The sequence below is a fragment of the Georgenia sunbinii genome, assembly GCF_036421875.1.
Lineage (GTDB): Bacteria > Actinomycetota > Actinomycetes > Actinomycetales > Actinomycetaceae > Georgenia_B > Georgenia_B sunbinii.
The window spans coordinates 255,076-272,843 of record NZ_JAZGOL010000002.1 but is presented as its reverse complement, the minus strand read 5'-3'; the positions used below and the strand labels follow the sequence as shown (position 1 = coordinate 272,843).

Below are 17,768 nucleotides of genomic sequence, written 5' to 3'. Positions count from 1 at the left end.
AGCACCACCACCGGCGAGCAGCGCCGGCGGTCCCCCACTCAGGGGTCGCTGCGGACGGCCCGGAGCATCGCGGCGACCCCGACCAGGACGATCCACCCCACGGCGACGGCGACGCCACCCACCGGGGACAGCGCCGGATCCGTGGCCTGGTAGAGCTGCGCCGCGGCACGGTCAGGGAGCCAACGCGCATGCTCGGTGGCGCCGGCGAGCACCGGCGAGATGATCAGCAGGAGACCGAGGACGACGGTGAGCGCGGGCATCACGTGCCGCAGCAGCATCGCCGCCGCGTGAGCCAGCACACCGATGACCGCGAGGTAGATGACGGCGCCCGCCAGGCTCCAGGGGTCCACCGCGGTCGGCTGTCGTGGGACGTCGAGCAGCACCTGGGTGAGCCTCGCCGCGGCCAGGCAGCCAGCGACGGTCGCTGCCGCCGCCATCATGACGGCCACCAGCGCGGCGACGGTCTTGCCGGTGGCCAGACGCCCACGGTGAGGCATGGCTGCCAACGTCATGCGCAGCTGACGGCCGTCGTACTCCTGGCCGGCGGGCAGCACCCCCAGCAGCACGAGGCCCCCGTGCACGAAGGGGACTGTGCGCAGCGTGATGTCCAGCGCGGACGCCGGAGCACCGGCCCCGTCGGCAGCAGCGAGCGCGGCGGCGATCACGCCACCGGTGAGGATCGTGCCGATGACGGAGTATGCGACCAGCGGCAGGGTGCGGAGCTTGTCGAGCTCGGCGGCCACGATGTCGCGCAGACGCACCGGACTCACGCGTCCCGGCGGCGGAAGACGACCGCGGCGGCCACCAGCAGGGCCATCGTCCAGCCGGCCATCACCAGGCCCCCGGGCACGGCGTCCAGCCCGCCGTCGACGGTGAAGTCGCCACCGAAGAGCCGGCGGCCGGCCATGTCGGGCAACCAGTGGGCCAGCTCCGTCACGTTCGTCAGCAGCAACGAGACCGACACCAGGGAGCTGTTCACCACGAGCACGAGGAGCGGGACGGTCCCGCTGCGGGTCAGCACCGTGATCGCGCAGGCGATGAGTCCGGTGAGCGACCAGTACAGGGCGCCGCCAAGACCGCGGGTGGCGGCCTCTGCCACGGTGACGGTCTCCACGCCGCCCTCGCCGATGATCCCGACGGCGACGGCGACCGTCACCGGGATCGTGGCCGCGGCGACGGCGAGGACCAGCACGGCGACGGTCAGCGCCTTCGCGGCAAGCACGACGGCGCGGCGCGGCACCGCGGCGAGGGTCGCGGCGATCTGCCTGCCGCCGCCGTCGTCGCTGGTGACGTACTCGCTGCTGACCACGACGACGCCGACGATGACCGCGCCGACGGTGCCGAGCGGCATCGCCGCGAAGGCGGTCTCGACCGGTGAGGTGTCAGCAACGCGGTGCAGCGCGCCGGCGTCGATGGCCGACCGCGTGGTCACCGCGTTGAGCAGGGTGAGGGCGGTCGATCCGAGCAGCGCGACGGCCAGCCCGGCCCAGACCGCCGGCAGGGACACCGCCTTGCGGAGCTCGGCCGCGAGCGTGGTCCACAGCATCATCGTGCCGCCCCGTGCTCACCGGCGGTGAGGGTGAAGAACGCTGCCTCCAGCGAGGCGTGCCCCGCGGTGACCTGCTCGACCGTCCCCGTCGTCACGATCCGGCCGCCCGCGATGACGACGAGGTCGTCCGCCACGTCGGCGACCTCGCTCATGAGGTGGCTGGAGAGCAGCACGGTGCCCCCGGCGTCCGCATGTCCCCGGAGCAGGTCGCGGATCCAGCGGATTCCCTGCGGGTCCAGGCCGTTGACCGGCTCGTCCAGCACCAGCATCTGCGGCGCACCGAGCAACGCCGTCGCCAGCCCCAGCCGCTGCCCCATCCCCAGCGAGAAGCGCCCGACCCGCGTATCGGCGGCGTCGGTGAGGCCGACATCCTCCAGCACCTGCGCGACCCGGTGGCGGGCGATGCGGTTCGAGCGGGCGACCCAGGACAGGTGGTGACGTGCGGTGCGCGACCGGTGTGCACCGGAACCGTCGAGCATCGAGCCGACCGTGCGTAACGGGTACCGCAGCTGCCGGTAGGGCCGGCCGGTGACGAGGGCGCTGCCGCCGTCGGGGTGGTCGATGCCGAGCAGGATCCGCAGGGTGGAGGACTTGCCCGCCCCGTTCGCCCCGAGGAAGGCGGTCACCCGTCCGGGTTCGGCCCGGAATGTCACGTGGTCGAGGACCGTCCGGGTGCCGTGGCGCTTGACGAGCTGGTCGATGAGGATCATGACCATCAGCCTCGACGGCGGCGCCGGGGCGGACATCGGCCCCGGGTCCGGACTTCGCGACGGCCGTCGGACCCTGGTACGTCGGACCCAGGTCCGATGTGCCGTGAGCACCCGCGATCTACGCTGGCGAGGTGGAGATCGCCGACCGGCCCGTGCTGCGCTCGCGGGTCTGGCTGACCGCCGGCCTGCTGCTGGCACTGCTGGTGCTCACGCTCTCGACCATCGGGATCGGCCCACCCGCCGCGGTCCTGACGACGATGCTCGTCGCCGCCGTGCTCGCCGCGTCGGTGATGGCCTGGGCGCTGCTGCGCAGTCGTCATCAGCGCCGCGTCTACGAGGACGAGCTCACCGCCTGGGCCGCGGAACGAGCCGCGCAGGCCGAACGACTACGGATCGCCCGGGACCTGCACGACCTCGCATCCCACGGCCTCGGCCTCATCACGGTCCGGGCAGCCGCAGCCCAGAGCGTTTCGGGGCCCGGCGCCGGTGCCGAGCATGCTGCGGCCCTCGTCGACATCGAACGCAGCGGCCGGGCAGCGACCACCGAGCTGCGTCGGATGCTCGCCCTGCTGCGCACCCCGGGGACCGAGGCACCGCTGCGCCCCGCAAACAGCCTCGCCGACCTGGCCGAGATCGTCGATGCCGCCCGAGCCGGTGGCGTGGTTGCCGAGCTCGACGTGGGCGAGCTCGGCGAGGTGTCCGCGGGCACCCAGCTGACCGTGTGCGCCGTCGTGCGTGAAGCGTTGACCAACACCGCCCGCCATGCCGGACCGACCACCGCCCGCGTCACCGTGCGCCGTACGAAGGACGCCGTCCTCACGACCGTCGTCGACGACGGTCCGGCCCTCGGCTGGACAGCGCAGCCCGGGGCCGGCACAGGGCTGGTCGGGCTGCGCGAGCGCGTCGCCGCGCTGCAGGGCTCCATGGACACCGAGAGCACCGGCCGCGGCTACCTGCTCGTCGCGAGCGTGCCGGAGACGCCCAGCCGACCGGTGCTTCGGTGAGCGCACCGATCCGGGCGCTCGTCGTCGACGACCAGCCGCTCATCCGTCACAGCCTGCACCTGGTGCTCGACGCCGCCCCCGACATCACCGTCGTCGGTGAGGCCGGCACGGGTGACGACGCCGTCGCCCAGGCCACCGAGCTGCGCCCCGACGTCGTGCTCATGGACATCCGGATGCCCGGTGGCGACGGTATCGACGCCACCCACCGGATCACCGCCGACCCGGCGCTGACCGCCGTCCGGATCCTCGTGCTCAGCATGTTCGAGCTGGACGAGTACGTCGATGCCGCTCTGCGCGCCCGCGCCAGCGGGTTCCTTCTCAAGGACGCCGTCCCCGAGGAGCTCACCGAGGCTGTCCGGCGGACCCACGCCGGTGAATCACTGTTCGCGCCGCGCATCCTCGCGCGCCTCATCGAGCACTATCTTCAGCGCCCGGTCCCGTCGCCCGCGCCGGCGTGCGACGTGCTCACCAGCCGGGAGCGGCAGGTACTCACCCTCGTCGGGCGTGGCCTGTCCAACCACGAGATCACCCAGACACTCATTGTCTCGATGGGCACCGTCAAGTCCCACATCGGCAGCCTGCTGGCCAAGCTGCATGCCCGCGACCGCGCTCAGCTGGTCATCGCCGCCTACGAGCAGGGGCTGGTCGCCGCCGGCGGTGGCCCCGGCAGTTCGTGAGGCCTGACATCGCAGGCCAGCAGGATGGCACCATCGCTACATGGGATTCATCCTCCGACTCATCATCAACGGCGTCGCGATCTGGCTGTCGACGCTGCTGCTCAGCGGCGTGACGGTCGCCGACCGCGGTGACGGCTGGGACCAGGTCCTCGTCATCGCCGTCATCGCGCTGATCTTCACGCTGGTCAACCTGGTCATCAAACCGGTCGTGTCGTTGTTCGCGCTGCCGCTGACGATCATCACGCTGGGCCTGTTCACGCTCGTCGTCAACGCGCTGATGGTGCTGCTGACGAGCTGGCTCTCGGGCTTCACCGAGTTCGGCCTCCACGTCGACGGCTTCTGGTGGGCGCTTGCCGCGGGCGTGATCATCTCGCTGGCGAGCTGGCTCCTCAACGCGCTGCTGCCGAGCAAGCGGTAGCGCTCAGCCGGCCCGCTCGAGCCGGTACGTCGTCGCCGTCACCGGTGTCCCCGGGCGGCCGGTGATCTCCGCCAGCCGCGCGTCCAGGTGGCCGACGGACGGGTCGCCGGAGGCCAGCGCGAGGGCGGCGGTCTGCGCGTAGGCGTCGATCGAGTGCGCGGTGGTCAGCGGCACCCTGAAGTCCAGCGCGCCGTGCTCCCCGGTGGTCAGCGCGCGGCTCACCGTCGTGCGGTGCAGCTCCGCGGGGTTGGACGTGCCGTCCAGGCCGACGACGACGTCCTCCATGTGCTCGAGGTTGAGCACCTCGGTCTCGGCCGGGGTCGGCAGGTGCCCCACCGGCGACCCGGCGGTGACCACCGCGCGGATGTCGTACCTGCTGCGCACGAGCGGGTCGGCGGCCAGCCGCATCGCGGTGAGCCCGCCCTGGCTGAACCCGACGACGGCGATCGCCTCGCCGGGCGCTACCCCCGCCAGCTCCATCGCGCGGATGGCGCCGATCTCGACGTCGCTGACGGCGCCGGCGTAGGTCTCGAAGTTCGTGAGGTTGTCCACCGGGTTGCGGCCGCCGAGCCCCAGCGCCTGCGTGCTCGGCAGCAGCAGCACCCAGCTGCGCGAGCCATCGGGGTGGTCGGCGCGGCGCAGCTGGATGCTGCCCGGTTCGACGTCGTCGTCGCCGATATGGATGGCGTGGAGCGCGGCCACCGTCGTCGGCAGGTCGGTGGTCACCGGCACCGGGTGGGGCGGCTCGACGGCGAGCACGTCCAGCGCGGCGTCCGGGGCACCGCGCGGCCGACGCCCGCTGACGAGGTGCCAGCCGGTGACGACCGGGACGAGCAGGCGCTGGGCCCGGGTGAGCTGCTCGACGTCGAACCGCCGGCCGTCGTAGGTCCACGTCCCCGGCAGCAGGAACCACGGCAGGATGTGCTGCCCGCCCTCGCCGAGCTCGCGCACGGCACGGTCGAGCGCGATCGCGTCCGGCGGCAGGGTGTCGTCACCGATCGCCCAGTTGAGCAGCTCCGACGCCGCGGCCCCGATTCGGCCGAACGTCGTGCTCGGCGGCCGTACCGGCAGCCGCCCGACGAGCAGCGCGGCCCCGAGGGTGCTGCCCAGCGTGCTCGGCAGGTGGAGCGGGTCGAGGAGCGCCGCGAAGTAGCTGATCGCCGAGGGCACCGCGGCGTGGGCGGTAGCCGCTGCCTCGGCCTCCTCGTAGGTCAGCCGGGCGTACCGCAGGGCGATGTGGAGCTCATCGACCTCCGAGCGGAGGTGCTCCAGCCCCACGGGCCCATGGACGGCCTCGTCGATCGCGCCGTGCACGAGCCGGGCGGCGGTGGGTGCGAGGTCGGCGTCGAGGTCGACGTCGTGACGGATCGCCTCGAGCGCACCCCGGGCGTGGTCGCCGCCGCGGCGTACGTCGTCGAGCCGTTGCTCGATCCGTACCAGCTCCTCGGTGTCATACCGCTGGTGGCCGACGCCGCCACGGACGTGCACCGCCATCGCGTACGGGTCTCGGAGAGCGGCGGGGGCGCCGTCTCCATCGTGGGCGTGGAAGAGCATCAGCCGGCCGCCGGGTGTGACGTCGCGACGTCCTCGGCCATCTGCCGGGCCAGGCCGTACACCTCCTCGACGGCGTCGAGGACCCGGGCGCAGCCGACCAGCAGCTCGGTGAGCCGGTCAGCAAAGCCGTCTGCGGCCACCGACCGCCAGTGCTCCGGGAAGGCCGCTCGTAGCGACGCCTGCATCTCGGTGAGGGCACCGATCGCGTCCACGGCCGAAGCGCAGGCGTCGCCGGCACCGCCCCACTGGTCGACGGCGACCGGCAGGCAGCTGAGGTCGGTCATAACCACCTCCAGGATGCTCGGATGCGCAGGACGCTAGTCCGGTGCGCCGTCGCCGCCGTTCGCCGCCATCGAGCCCCGAGGATGGCGAGGGTCCGAGGCGGAGCTGTGGACAGCGCCGCCGGCGCCACGCCGTCATGTGCCTTTGCCACGCTGACCTGGGACAATGCGGAGATGACCCCGTTCACTGTCTCCTTCGTCTGCACCGGCAACATCTGCCGCTCACCGATGGGTGAGGCGATCCTGCGCGACCTGCTCGACCGCGAAGGTCTCGGCCAGGCGGTGCGGGTCGTCTCCGCAGGTACCGGCGACTGGCACATCGGCGGCCCGGCCGACCCTCGCGCCGTCGCGACGCTGCGTGAGCGGGGACACGACGGCAGTCTGCACAAGGCGGAGCAGTTCATCCGCGCCGACTTCGCTGACGTCGACCTCGTCCTCGCCCTCGACCGCAGCCACGAGCGCCACCTGCGAGCCCTCGCGCCGACGGACGAGGCAGCCGCCAAGATCCGGCTGCTGCGCGACTTCGACCCGGTGGCTCGGGAGACCGGCGAGCTCGAGGTCGACGACCCCTACTTCGGGGACGAGCGGGACTTCGTCACGACCTACGAGGAGCTGGCCCCCGCCTGCGAGGGCCTCGTCGAGCACCTACGCGCCGTGCTCGCCGACCGCCCCCGCTGACCCCTCCCCCTCTTTCACCGAGAGCGGGATTGTCCACGCCCACCCTCGCGCCTCCCCCCTTCGCCGAGAGCGGGATTGTCCACGCCCCTCGCGCCTCCCCCTCACCGAGAGCGGGATTGTCCACGTACACCCGTCCCTGAGAGCAGGATTCTCCACGTTCGAGCCCGTTTGCCCGTCGAGTGCGCTGCGGACAATCCCGCTCTCGCAGACAAGTCAGCTGTCGCGGACAAGTCAGCTGTCGCGGACAAGTCAGCTCTCGGGGACAAATCGGCTCTCGCGGACAAGTCGGCTGTCGCGGACAATCCCGCTCTCGCTGACAATCCCGGGCGGGGTTAGGGGAGGTCGTCGAGGTGGTCGACCAGGCTTGCGGCGAGGCCGGTGTAGGTGGCGGGGGTGAGGGCGAGCAGGCGCTGGGCGGTCTCCTCGGGCAGGCCGAGGCCGGCGATGAGCTCACGCATGCCCTCGCCGTCGACCCGCCGGCCGCGGGTGAGCTCCTTGAGCCGCTCGTAGGGGTCGGCCATCCCCTCGGCGCCCGCGACGGAGGCCGCCCGCATCGCGGACTGGATCGCCTCGCCGAGCACCTCCCACGAGTCGTCGAGGTCGCGCGCCATGGCGTCGACGTCGACGTCCAGCCCCGCGAGCCCGCGGCGCACGTTGTCGATCGCCAGCAACGAGTGCCCCAGGGCCACCCCGATGTTGCGCTGCGTGGTGGAGTCAGTGAGGTCGCGCTGCAGGCGTGAGGTGACCAGCGTGGCACCGAGGGTGTCGAGCAGTGCGCTGGAGATCTCCAGGTTCGCCTCGGCATTCTCGAACCGGATCGGGTTGACCTTGTGCGGCATCGTCGAGGAGCCGGTCGAGCCCTGCGCGGACAGCCGCTGGCGGAAGTAGCCCAACGAGATGTACGTCCACACGTCGGTGCACAGGTTGTGCAGGATGCGGTTGAACCGCGCGACGTCGGCGTAGAGCTCGGCCTGCCAGTCGTGGGGCTCGATCTGGGTGGTCAGCGGGTTCCAGGTGAGGCCGAGGCCCTCCACGAAGGACCGTGACACCGCCTGCCAGTCGGTCTCCGGCACCGCGATGGCATGCGCTCCGTAGGTGCCGGTCGCGCCGTTGATCTTGCCGTTGAACTCGGTGAGCGAGATCCGCCGCAGCTGCCGGCGCAGCCGAGCGGTGAGCACCGCGAGCTCCTTGCCGAGCGTGGTCGGCGTCGCGGTCTGCCCGTGGGTGCGCGAGAGCATCGGGATCTCGGCGTTGTCCTTGGCCAGCGCCGCCAGTTCGCCGACGAGCGCGATCGCCGCTGGCTGCCACACCTGGCGGACGGCGTCACGGATGGTCAGCGCGTAGGACAGGTTGTTGATGTCCTCGCTGGTGCAGAAGATGTGGACGATCTCGCCGACGTCCGGCAGCACCGAGCCCTCCCCCAGGACGTCGCGGGCCGCGGCCAGCCGCCGCTTGAGGAAGTACTCGACGGCCTTGACGTCGTGGCGGGTCTCCGCCTCGATCTCGGCGAGCTCGGCGATCTCCGCCGCGCCGAACGAGTCGACGACGCCGCGCAGGTAGGCGATGTCGGCGTCGTCCAGGTACGGCGCGCCGGGCAGCGCACCGGTGGTGGTGAGGTGGACCAGCCAGGAGACCTCGACGTCGAGGCGGGCGCGGTTGAGCGCGGCCTCCGACAGGTGCTCGGTGAGCGGCGCGACGATCGGCCGGTAGCGGCCGTCGAGCGGCCCCAGCGCGATCGGTGGCTCGATCCCCGCAAGCTCCACCCGGTTGCGGCCGGGCGCGGCGGTAGCGCTCGCCGTCGTCGTGGCGAGTGCGGAGGTGACCGGGACGGAGGCGTTGTGCTCACTCATGCCCTCAGTCTTTCAGAGTGCACCGACCTGCTGCCGACACGTCCGCGGCCGGCCCGCGTGCGGCGCCGTCCTGGCGGTCGCACGCTGATGTGCGCCACTATGGCGCCACACCTATCCGGGAGAGAGACCATGAGCAACGACCCGTCGCCCGTCGACCGCACCACCGTCATCGACGTCGAGGGCATGACCTGCGCGCACTGCGTCGCCGCGGTGACCGAGGAGCTCTCTGCCGTCCCCGACGTCAGCAAGGTCAGCGTGATCCTGCGCGACGGCGGGACCTCCGAGGCGACCGTGGTCTCCGATGCCGTGCTCGACCAGGACGCGCTGCGCGCCGCCGTCGACGAGGCCGGCTACACCGTCACCGCGATCCACGTCGACGACTGAGAAACGCAACGTCGCTCGGGCCGCCCCCCTCGATCACCGCTCGCCCCTTCGAACAGGGGTTTGGTGAGTGGAAGGGGCGAGCCGGGCGACGGGTCGTCGACGACCCGGGCGGGCAGGCGGCCCCGCGAGGACCCGCACCGGAAGGCCTGCTATAACCGGACCGTGGACCCCACCTGGCGCCGGTCGCGGATACGCGCCGAGATCTGGATCGTGCTCGGGCTGTCCCTCGGCCAGTCCGCCGTCTACGCCGTCGTCAACATCGTCGCCCGGCTCACCGCCGGGCCGCCGCTGGGGCAGCAGTCCGCGACCCTCAACGCGTCCCGGTCGTCTCGGCCCTACCTCGACCTCGTCTACCAGCTGCTCGGCATCGGCTTCAAGGTGCTGCCGGTCCTCCTCGCGCTCTACCTGCTGAGCGAGCCCGGCCGCCGCGCCGTGCACCGGGTCGGGCTCGACTTCAGCCGGCCGGCGCGCGACCTCGGGGTCGGGGTGGGGCTCGCCGCCGTCATCGGGGTCCCGGGCCTCGCGCTCTACGGCCTGGGCCGCGCCCTGGGCATCACGGTGGAGATCCGCGCCGCCGCGCTCGACGCCTACTGGTGGGTGGTGCCCGTCCTCATCCTCTCCGCACTGGCCAATGGCCTGCTCGAGGAGGTGATCGCCGTCGGCTACGTCACCGAGCGGCTCGAGCAGCTCGGCTGGCGACCGGTCGCCATCGTCGTCACCAGCAGCGTGCTGCGCGGTGGCTACCACCTCTACCAGGGCATCGGCCCGTTCTTCGCGAACCTCGCGATGGGCCTGGTGTTCGCCGAGTACTACCGCCGACGACGGCGCACCGGCCCGCTCGTCATCGCCCACACCCTGCTCGACGTCGTCGCGTTCGTCGGCTACGCGCTGCTGCCGGCGACGGTCCTGCGCCACCTTGGCGTGGGCTGAGCCGCGGGCCGTGCAACGTCTTCGGTGACCGGTGCGCCTAAACTCGGGCGCATGACGGAACCTGGGGGCGCCACCGACCTCACCGTCCCCGCGACCGCATCCTGGAGCAACCTCCGTCCTGGCAGCACTTCGCGGCGGCCGGAGGACACCACTCCCCGCAGCCGCGTCCTGCTCGTCGACTTCCCCGAGGTGCGGGTCCGCCGGGCCAGGGACCTCGTCGAGCTCATCGGCTCCGGCGTGGGTATCGCCGTCGTGCTCCTCCTCGCGGTGTACGCCCACGCGACCGCGATCGGCGTCACCGAGGACGTGCAGTCCGCCGTCGCCGCGGTGCTCCGTCAGCTCCTCCTGCTGCCGGTGACGATCCTCGAAGGGCTCGTCACCTTCTTCGTGCCGCTCGTCGTCCTCGCCCTTGAGCTGGTCCGACGGCGGTGGCGCACCGCGCTCGAGGCGCTCACCGCGGGCATCGTCGCCGCGCTCGTCACCGCCGGTGCCGCGTTCCTGCTCGACACCTACGGCGCCACCGCGCTGACCATCGGGCTGACGATCACCACCGAGGGCCATCGGGTCGTCGCGATGAACCCGGTGGTCGCCGCCCTCGCCGCGCTGCTGACCACCGTGGGGCCGCGAGGGCGGCGCCGCGCGGTGCGCTGGTCGTGGAGCCTGCTGTGGGGCGTGATCGTGCTCAGCGTGCTCCGCGGCGCGCTGACGCTGCCCGGCGCGGTCGTCACGGTGCTGCTCGGTCGGGCGGTGGGGCTCGGCATGCGTTACGCCGCCGGCGTCCTCAACGTGCGCGCCACCGGCGTCAGCCTGGTGCGCGGGCTGCGGCGCGCGGGGCTCGACCCGGCGCGCGTGGTCCGGCTGGACGCCACCGAGGGCGAGCCGCAAGCCTGGACGGTGACGACAACCGCGCCCATCGGCTACACCGAGCAGGGGCTGGACATCAGCACGCCGGTGGCCGCCGAGCCGCCGGCGCCCACCATGGCCACTGCCGCGAAGGACGACGGCGCCACACCGACGCGTGCCGGCGGTGCGCCTCGGCGCCCCGACACGATCGTCCCCGACGCGCTCGTCGACCCCGCGACGGTCATCGCCGACCTCGCCGCGCCGGGCGGCGTGACGCTCGACGCGCTCGGCGCGCACCGCGTCTACTCGGTCCACGACACCGCCGGCAAGCGCTGGTACGTCACCGTGCTCGACGGCGACCGCCACGTCGTCGGTTACCTCTCCTCGCTGTGGAGCACGCTGCGGGTGCGGGGCCTGGCCCACCGCCGCAGCGCGACGCTCCGCGACACCGCTGACCGTGCAGTGCTGCTCGCGTACGCCGCGGAGCGGGCCGGGGTGCGCATCCCGCCACTCGTGGGCCTCGCCGAGGCCAGTGACTCCGTCCTGTTCGTCAGCGAGCACATCCCCGGCGCCCGCCGGCTGGTCGACATGGATCCCGAGGACGTCGGCGACGACGTCCTCGACGCGATGTGGTCCGAGCTGCGCACCGCCCACGTCGCCGGGATCGCCCACCAGGACCTCACCACCGGTGCCATCCTCGTCGGGACTGACGCCGCCGTGTGGCTGACCGACTGGGAGAACGGCGAGATCGCCTCCGCCGAGCTCACCCGCCGGCTGGACCAGGCGCAGCTGCTCGCCCTCACCGCGATCCACGTCGGCGAGGAACGGGCGCTGGCCAGCGCCAGCCGCAGCCTGAGGTCGGGCCAGCTCGCCGCGCTGGCGCCGCTGCTGCAGCCGGTGATCCTCACCGGGCAGGCCCGCGCGGCGGCCGGCAAACCACGGGAGCTGCTCAACTCGTTGCGCGCCCGGCTGGTCGACGAGGTCCCGGCAGCAGACGTCGAGCCGGTCCGGCTCGCGCGGTTCAGCGTTCGAACCGTGGTCATGGTCTCCATCGCGGTCGTCGCCGTCTGGCTGCTCCTCGGATCGCTCAACTTCGAGCAGGTGGTCGCGGCCGCCCGCGACGCCAACCCGTGGTGGCTGCTGGCCACCTTCGTCCTCGGCGTCATCACCTACCTCGGATCGGCGATGGGCCTGGTGGCTTTCTCCCCGGAACGGCTGGGGCTGGTGCGCACGACGCTGGTGCAGGCCGCCGCCGGCGTCGTCACCCTCGTCGCACCCGCCGGGGTGGGCCCCGCCGCCCTCAACCTGCGCTTCCTCACCAAGCAGAAGGTGAAGATGCCGCTGGCGGTCGCCACCGTCACACTCGTGCAGGTCTCGCAGTTCGTCACCACGGTGCTGCTGCTCGTCGCCATGGCACTCATCACCGGCTCCGCCGGGACCCTCTCGCTGCCCACCGGCGCGGTGAACGCGGTCGCGGTCACCACCGTCGCGCTCGTCGCGATCGTCCTGCTCGTCCCGCCGCTGCGCAGCTGGCTGTGGCTGAAGGTCGGGCCCACGCTGCAGCAGGTGTGGCCACGCCTGCTGTGGGTGGTCGGCAGCCCCAGCCGGCTGCTCATGGGGATCGGCGGCAACCTCATCATGACCATCGGCTACGTCGCGTCCTTCGGTGCGGCGCTGGCCGCGTTCGGCTACACGCTGGCGCCGACCACCCTCGCGATCACCTACCTCACCTCCAACACTGTCGGCGCGGCGGTCCCCTCCCCCGGTGGCATCGGGCCGGTCGAGGCGGCGCTGACCGCCGGCCTCACGGTCAGCGGGATCCCCGCCGGCGTCGCCTTCTCCACCGCGCTGGTGTTCCGGGTGCTGACCTTCTGGGCGAGGGTGCCGATCGGCTGGGTGGCGCTGCGCTACCTCCAGCGCCGGGGCGACGTGTGACGGCGAGAACGGCCACAACCACCACGCCGACGCGCGTGTCCCGACGGCCGCGCCGCGAGGCCTGGGTGGTCGCCGCCGTGGCGACCGCCGTCTACCTCCTCGTCGCCGTCACCCAGTGGCGCAGCTGGTACTCACCGTCCTGGGACCTGGCGATCTTCACCCAGCTCGCCAAGGCCTACGCGCACCTCGAGGCGCCGATCGTGCCGATCAAGGGACCGGGCTTCAACCTCCTCGGCGACCACTTCCACCCGATCCTCGTGCTCCTCGGCCCGGTGTACCGGCTGTTCCCCTCCGGCCTCACGCTGCTCGTGGTCCAGGCGCTCCTCGTCGGTGTCTCTACCTGGCCGGTGACGGCGCTGGCGGTGCGCTGGCTGGGACGCCGGCCCGGCGTCCTCGTCGCCGTCGGGTACGCGCTGTCATTCGGGCTCCAGGGCGCGGTGCGCACCCAGTTCCACGAGATCGCCTTCGCGCTGCCGTTGCTGACGTTCGGCCTCGCTGCCCTGCTGGAGAGCCGATGGCGTGCTGCGGTGGTGTGGCTCGGGCTCGTCGTCTTCGTCAAGGAGGACCTCGGCCTCCTGGTCGCCGTCCTCGGCCTGATCATCTGGCGCCGGGGCGCCACCCGGGAGGGCATCGGGCTGGCAGCCTGGGGCGCCGGCTGGTTCCTGCTGGCCACGACGGTGATCCTGCCCGCACTCAACCCGCGGGGGCAGTGGGACTACACCGACAACCTGTCGGTCGGGGATGCCCTCGGTGACCCGCTCGGCACCCTCGCCGCGTTCCTCGGCCCCGGCGAGAAGGTCGTCACCGTCCTGCTGCTCGTGCTCGCCGCGGGCGTCGTCGGGCTGCGCTCGCCGATCCTGCTCGCGGCGCTGCCCACCCTCGCCTGGCGGTTCCTCGGCGACGTCTCGTTCTACTGGACGTGGCTGTGGCACTACGACGCCGTCCTCATGCCGCTGGCGGCCGCCGCCCTGCTCGACGCGGTCGGGCCGCGCGCCGGAGTGTCCCGAGGCCGCGACCCGGCGCCGGCCGCCGAAGACACCGCGGACACCGCGGACACCGCGGACGCGGTGGTCCGCTCGGCACCGGACCGCTGGTCCCACCGCACCCGGACGCGGGTCGCCGTCACCGGCACGCTGCTGGCAGTCGTCCTCACCGCGCCGGACCTGCCGGTGGTCGGCCTGCTGGACGCCGAGACCTACCGGGTGCCGAGCCGCGCCGAGGGTGCCCGGGAGGTGCTCGAGCTCATCCCGGAAGGCGCCACCGTCGCCAGCGACATCGCGCTGCTGGCCTACCTCGTCCCGACGACCACCACGCTGTGGTCCGGCACCGCCGACAACCCCGCCGCCGACTACTACGTCATCGACCGCGAAGGCTCGACCTGGGGCGACAACCCGCCGGCGGACGCCGCGAGCTACGCCGAGGGGAAGCATCCCGGTACGTCCTACGAGGTCGTGCTCGACAGCCACGGCTACCAGGTCGCCCAACGGGCCACCGACGGCTGACACGCCGGTGAACGGTCGCCTGCCGGCTCCTGCCTAGGATGGCGTCATGCCTTCCGTCGACTCCTCTCGTGGTGCCCGCGTCCTGCTCGTCGCCGTCCTGGTCGCGCTGACCGGCTGGCTCCTCGCGCCCACCGCAGTCGCTCACGACATGCTCATCGCGTCCTCACCGGAGGACGGGCAGGTGCTGCCCGAGTCCCCGGCGGAGGTGTCGCTGACCTTCAACAACCCGCCGCTCGCCGTCGGGTCCGCCATCGTCGTCGAGGACGCGGACGGCGAGCCGGTGGTCGAGGCAGAAGGGGTCGTCGAGGGCACCGAGGTCCGCGCCGACATCACGGACCCGCTGCCGGCCGGGGAGTACACCGCCGTCTGGCGGGTCGCCTCGAGCGACGGCCACCCGATCGAGGGCCGCATCGGGTTCACCGTCGAGGCCGCCGAGCCCGAGCCTACAGAGCCGGCAGCCGACGAGCCCACCACCGACGCCGCGGCGCCCGCGCCGGAGCCGACGACGGAGGCCACCACCGCCGACCCGGAGGCGTCCGCCACGTCGACGCCAGCCGCGACCGACGACGGTTCCGGGCTGCCGACGTGGGCCGTCGTCGCCATCGGCGTGGTGGCCGTCGGGAGCGTCGGAGCGCTCATCGTCAACGCCGTTCGCCGGCAGCGCTCGGCGGAGTGACCGTCGCCGTGTGACCCATGTCGCACTGCTCGTCGACAGCCGGTTCGGAACGACTTTTCGTTGCAAGCACGCGCCATTCTCCGGCAGACGGCGCCGCTGAAATCAACGTGAGCCGCAGCCCCTCGGCGGCATAGTGTCAGAGCCATGATCCGTCGCCTCATCGCCCCCAGTGCCCTGCTCCTCGTCCTCGTCGCCGGCTGCAGCTCGTCCACACCGGACGAGGACGCCACCGCCTCGGCACCCACGGACGACGCCCAGACCACCGCCTGCGAGGCGTTCTTCGCCGGCACCGGCACGCCGCTGGCGGAGCGTTCCGACGCGGCCCGCTCGGCACTCTCCGGCGGCGAGGTCATCGACCCCGCCTCCTACAGCGAGGTCAACGTCCTCGAGCAGCGCCTCACCGAGCTGTCCCGCACCGCGCCGGAGTCCGTCGCCACGCTCCTCGACGAGATCAAGGCCCCGTTCAGCGAGGCCGTGACCGCCTACAACGAGGCGATGAGCGAGGGCGAGGAGCCGCAGTTCCCGGACCTCACCTCGATCGACGTCGCGGGCTCGGCCGCCGCGCAGGACGAGCTCACCGCCACCTGCGAGACCGACGCCGCCTGATCCGGCAGTCGCCCTCACCGTCGGGGTACGGCCGAACGACGACCAAGCGCGGCGAATCGAGCCGCGCTTGGTCGTGATCGCGTGCCGGTACCCACTTTGCGGCCGCGTCGCGCCGATACGCTGCTGATCATGAATGGACGGGGCCGGTGCCGAACGAGACCGAGGTCGCCACACAGGGCCGGCTCGTGACGTCACCTCCCACCAACGCTGACGCCCAGCGGCTGTCCACTGCGGGCCTGGTGACTCGAGTCGTCGCGATGGTTGCCGCCTTGGGTGTGCTCGGCTACGGGCAGCTCGCCGACACCAACGACCTGTTCCCCCTCGGCACGTTGTCGCAGTACGCCACGGCACGAGACCTCAACGGCACCATCCGTTCGACCTACCTGCTTGCCGACACCGCCGCTGGCGACGGCCAGCGCATCGCGATGAACGAGCGGTCGATCGGTGTGGCACGAGCCGAGATCGAGGGCCAGCTGGACCGCATCCTGGCTCGTCCAGAGCTCATGCAGGCCGTCGTCGACTCGCGTGCCGCCCTCGATCCGGGCGCACCCCTGATCGAGACGCTCTACCTCATGCGTTCGGTTCAACAGCTGGAGAACGGTTACGTGGTCGGGGAGCCCGAGCAGATCGAGCTGCTGCGCTGGGAGTCCACCGCGATGGAGGGGGACTGACGTGGGCGCGGTGCGGCGCTGGCTGACCCGTCCCGTCCCGCTGGCCCGGGTGGCAGCGTTTCGTGCCCTGATCTATGCCTTCGTCATCTGGGACGTGCTCTACAACTTCAACGACGTCGTCCAGCACTCCTACGTCCCCGAGCTGTACCAACCCACGCTCCTGGCCCGGTTGGTCCAACTGCCGCCCCTGAGCACCGAGATCTCCTACGGGCTGCTGGCCGCGCTCATCGCCTGTTGCGTGCTCGCCATCGCGGGCAGGGTGCAACGCCTCGCCGGCTGGGGCGCGACGGTCACCTTCTGGATCTGGGCGCTGAACTCCCAGGGCTTCTCCTACGTCCAGCACGACCACATGGCCCTGATGGTCACCACGCTCGTCCTGCCGACGATCGGAGTCGCCCACTACCGCGATCACCGCCTGTCCCAGGCAGCCGGATGGGCATTTCGCTGCATCCAGCTCGCGACCGTGCTCACCTACTTCGGCTCGGTGTTCGCCAAGTGGTCACGCGCCGGAAGCCTGGTCACCTGGGCCAACGGCTCGGTACTGACCTGGGCGATCGTGCGGCGGGGATCGGACCTGGTGCGCTGGACGCTGGAGTACCCGATGCTGCTGCGGGCGGCCCAGTGGGGCTCCCTCATTCTTAAGATCCTCTCGCCGGTCGTGCTCTTCCTGCGAGGGCGGTGGCTCTACCTGGCCATCGGCTGCTTCTTCGCCTTCCACCTCGCCACCTTCGTGGCCATGGGCATCCACTTCCTGCCCACGGTGGTGTGCTGGTTCGCCTTCCTCCCGCTCGAGAAAGTCACCCGTCGGCTCGTGGACCGTTCGCGCCGCACCGGCCAGGTCGCCCAGCCGTCAAGCGCGTAGGGAGCCGACGCCGTTCGGCACCCGCCGCTCTCACGGTCAGCCGTCGGGCTCCTGACGGAGCGGCACGAACCGGTAGGTGCCCTCGGCGCGGGTCTGCGTCTCGCCGTCGGACCGGTCGACGACCGTCATCCGGCCCGCGACCGGGATGACCATCCGGCCGTCGTCGGCGAGCTGCGCGACGAGCTCCGCCGGCAGCGAGTCCGCCTCGGCGGACACCAGGATCCGGTCAAACGGCGCGGCGTCGGGGTCACCCAGCACCCCCGACGCCGCCAGCCGGACCACCGGTCCGGTGACGCCCGCCGCGCGCAGGTTCGCGGTTCCGATGCTCACCAGCTCAGGCTCCAGCTCGACGGCGTGGACACTGCCGCCGGGCGCGGTGAGCAGGTCGAGCAGCGCGGTGGTCCAGGCCGAGCCGCTGCCGACGTCGAGCACCTGGTGGCCGGGGCACGGGTCGAGCAGCTCGAGCATCCGCGCCACCGTGGTCGGCTGCGAGCACGTGGCACCGTGCCCCAGGGCCAGCGGAAGGTCGAGGTCGGCGAACCGGTGCTGGTCGGCCGGCAGGAACGCGCGGCGGTCGAGCCGGGCCATCGCCCGGCTCACGCGTTCGGCTGCCGTCGCCATGGCACCATCATGCCCAC

At 72.3% G+C, this 17,768-nt stretch carries 19 protein-coding genes; 12 read left to right on the top strand and 7 right to left on the bottom strand.

Features of this window, described 5'->3' with window-relative positions:
* Positions 1–38: 38 nt before the first annotated feature.
* From V2J52_RS05600 to V2J52_RS05590, 3 genes are read right to left on the bottom strand one after another with little or no spacing between them, the layout of a single operon-like run.
* Positions 39–770 carry a hypothetical protein gene (locus V2J52_RS05600; protein WP_331226693.1) on the bottom strand — a complete coding sequence of 244 codons (732 nt, stop codon included), beginning with the start codon at positions 768–770 and terminating at the stop codon, positions 39–41.
* Positions 767–1,549: an ABC transporter permease gene (locus V2J52_RS05595; protein ID WP_331226692.1), complete on the bottom strand. Its 783-nt coding sequence runs from the start codon at positions 1,547–1,549 to the stop codon at positions 767–769. Before V2J52_RS05595 ends, V2J52_RS05600 begins: the two co-directional genes overlap by 4 nt.
* Positions 1,546–2,259, bottom strand: coding sequence for an ABC transporter ATP-binding protein (locus V2J52_RS05590; protein WP_331226691.1), 714 nt, complete (start codon positions 2,257–2,259; stop codon positions 1,546–1,548). Before V2J52_RS05590 ends, V2J52_RS05595 begins: the two co-directional genes overlap by 4 nt.
* A 131-nt stretch (positions 2,260–2,390) precedes the next feature.
* On the opposite strand from V2J52_RS05590, the gene V2J52_RS05585 reads away from it, so the two are divergent.
* The 3 genes from V2J52_RS05585 to V2J52_RS05575 are packed head-to-tail and all read left to right on the top strand — an operon-like array spanning position 2,391 to position 4,358.
* Complete coding sequence (locus V2J52_RS05585) at positions 2,391–3,263, top strand: sensor histidine kinase (protein ID WP_331226690.1); 873 nt, start codon at positions 2,391–2,393, stop codon at positions 3,261–3,263.
* Positions 3,260–3,940 (top strand): response regulator transcription factor, encoded by a 681-nt coding sequence (locus V2J52_RS05580; RefSeq protein ID WP_331226689.1) that lies wholly within the window; start codon positions 3,260–3,262, stop codon positions 3,938–3,940. Before V2J52_RS05585 ends, V2J52_RS05580 begins: the two co-directional genes overlap by 4 nt.
* A 40-nt stretch (positions 3,941–3,980) precedes the next feature.
* Positions 3,981–4,358, top strand: a complete 378-nt coding sequence (locus V2J52_RS05575; protein ID WP_331226688.1) for a phage holin family protein — start codon at positions 3,981–3,983, stop codon at positions 4,356–4,358.
* 3 nt (positions 4,359–4,361) lie between these two features.
* Here the strand turns inward: V2J52_RS05575 and V2J52_RS05570 are convergent, their stop codons facing one another.
* Positions 4,362–5,852, bottom strand: a complete 1,491-nt coding sequence (locus tag V2J52_RS05570; RefSeq protein ID WP_331226687.1) for a hypothetical protein — start codon at positions 5,850–5,852, stop codon at positions 4,362–4,364.
* A gap of 59 nt (positions 5,853–5,911) precedes the next feature.
* Positions 5,912–6,196, bottom strand: a complete 285-nt coding sequence (locus V2J52_RS05565; protein ID WP_331226686.1) for a hypothetical protein — start codon at positions 6,194–6,196, stop codon at positions 5,912–5,914.
* A gap of 171 nt (positions 6,197–6,367) precedes the next feature.
* On the opposite strand from V2J52_RS05565, the gene V2J52_RS05560 reads away from it, so the two are divergent.
* Positions 6,368–6,871, top strand: a complete 504-nt coding sequence (locus V2J52_RS05560; RefSeq protein ID WP_331226685.1) for a low molecular weight protein-tyrosine-phosphatase — start codon at positions 6,368–6,370, stop codon at positions 6,869–6,871.
* A gap of 332 nt (positions 6,872–7,203) precedes the next feature.
* On the opposite strand, the gene purB is transcribed toward V2J52_RS05560, so the two are convergent.
* Positions 7,204–8,721, bottom strand: a complete 1,518-nt coding sequence (purB, locus tag V2J52_RS05555) for an adenylosuccinate lyase (RefSeq protein WP_331226684.1) — start codon at positions 8,719–8,721, stop codon at positions 7,204–7,206.
* 129 nt (positions 8,722–8,850) lie between these two features.
* Here purB and V2J52_RS05550 point away from each other — a divergent pair, with 129 nt between their 5' ends.
* From V2J52_RS05550 to V2J52_RS05515, 8 genes are all read left to right on the top strand, one after another.
* Positions 8,851–9,105 carry a heavy-metal-associated domain-containing protein gene (locus V2J52_RS05550; RefSeq protein WP_331226683.1) on the top strand — a complete coding sequence of 85 codons (255 nt, stop codon included), beginning with the start codon at positions 8,851–8,853 and terminating at the stop codon, positions 9,103–9,105.
* 162 nt (positions 9,106–9,267) lie between these two features.
* Positions 9,268–10,035, top strand: a complete 768-nt coding sequence (locus V2J52_RS05545; protein WP_331226682.1) for a CPBP family intramembrane glutamic endopeptidase — start codon at positions 9,268–9,270, stop codon at positions 10,033–10,035.
* 51 nt (positions 10,036–10,086) lie between these two features.
* Positions 10,087–12,813, top strand: coding sequence for a lysylphosphatidylglycerol synthase transmembrane domain-containing protein (locus V2J52_RS05540; RefSeq protein ID WP_331226681.1), 2,727 nt, complete (start codon positions 10,087–10,089; stop codon positions 12,811–12,813).
* A gap of 35 nt (positions 12,814–12,848) precedes the next feature.
* Positions 12,849–14,315 carry a DUF2079 domain-containing protein gene (locus tag V2J52_RS05535; protein WP_331226680.1) on the top strand — a complete coding sequence of 489 codons (1,467 nt, stop codon included), beginning with the start codon at positions 12,849–12,851 and terminating at the stop codon, positions 14,313–14,315.
* A gap of 46 nt (positions 14,316–14,361) precedes the next feature.
* Entirely contained in the window at positions 14,362–14,991 is a 630-nt protein-coding gene (locus tag V2J52_RS05530; RefSeq protein ID WP_331226679.1) for a copper resistance CopC family protein, read from the top strand.
* 144 nt (positions 14,992–15,135) lie between these two features.
* Entirely contained in the window at positions 15,136–15,597 is a 462-nt protein-coding gene (locus V2J52_RS05525; protein WP_331226678.1) for a hypothetical protein, read from the top strand.
* A gap of 146 nt (positions 15,598–15,743) precedes the next feature.
* Positions 15,744–16,268 (top strand): hypothetical protein, encoded by a 525-nt coding sequence (locus V2J52_RS05520; protein ID WP_331226677.1) that lies wholly within the window; start codon positions 15,744–15,746, stop codon positions 16,266–16,268.
* A gap of 10 nt (positions 16,269–16,278) precedes the next feature.
* Positions 16,279–17,130, top strand: a complete 852-nt coding sequence (locus V2J52_RS05515; RefSeq protein ID WP_331226676.1) for an HTTM domain-containing protein — start codon at positions 16,279–16,281, stop codon at positions 17,128–17,130.
* A 36-nt stretch (positions 17,131–17,166) separates the two neighbouring features.
* Here V2J52_RS05515 and V2J52_RS05510 read toward each other — a convergent pair whose 3' ends face one another.
* Entirely contained in the window at positions 17,167–17,751 is a 585-nt protein-coding gene (locus V2J52_RS05510) for a protein-L-isoaspartate O-methyltransferase family protein (RefSeq protein WP_331226675.1), read from the bottom strand.
* Positions 17,752–17,768 lie beyond the last annotated feature (17 nt).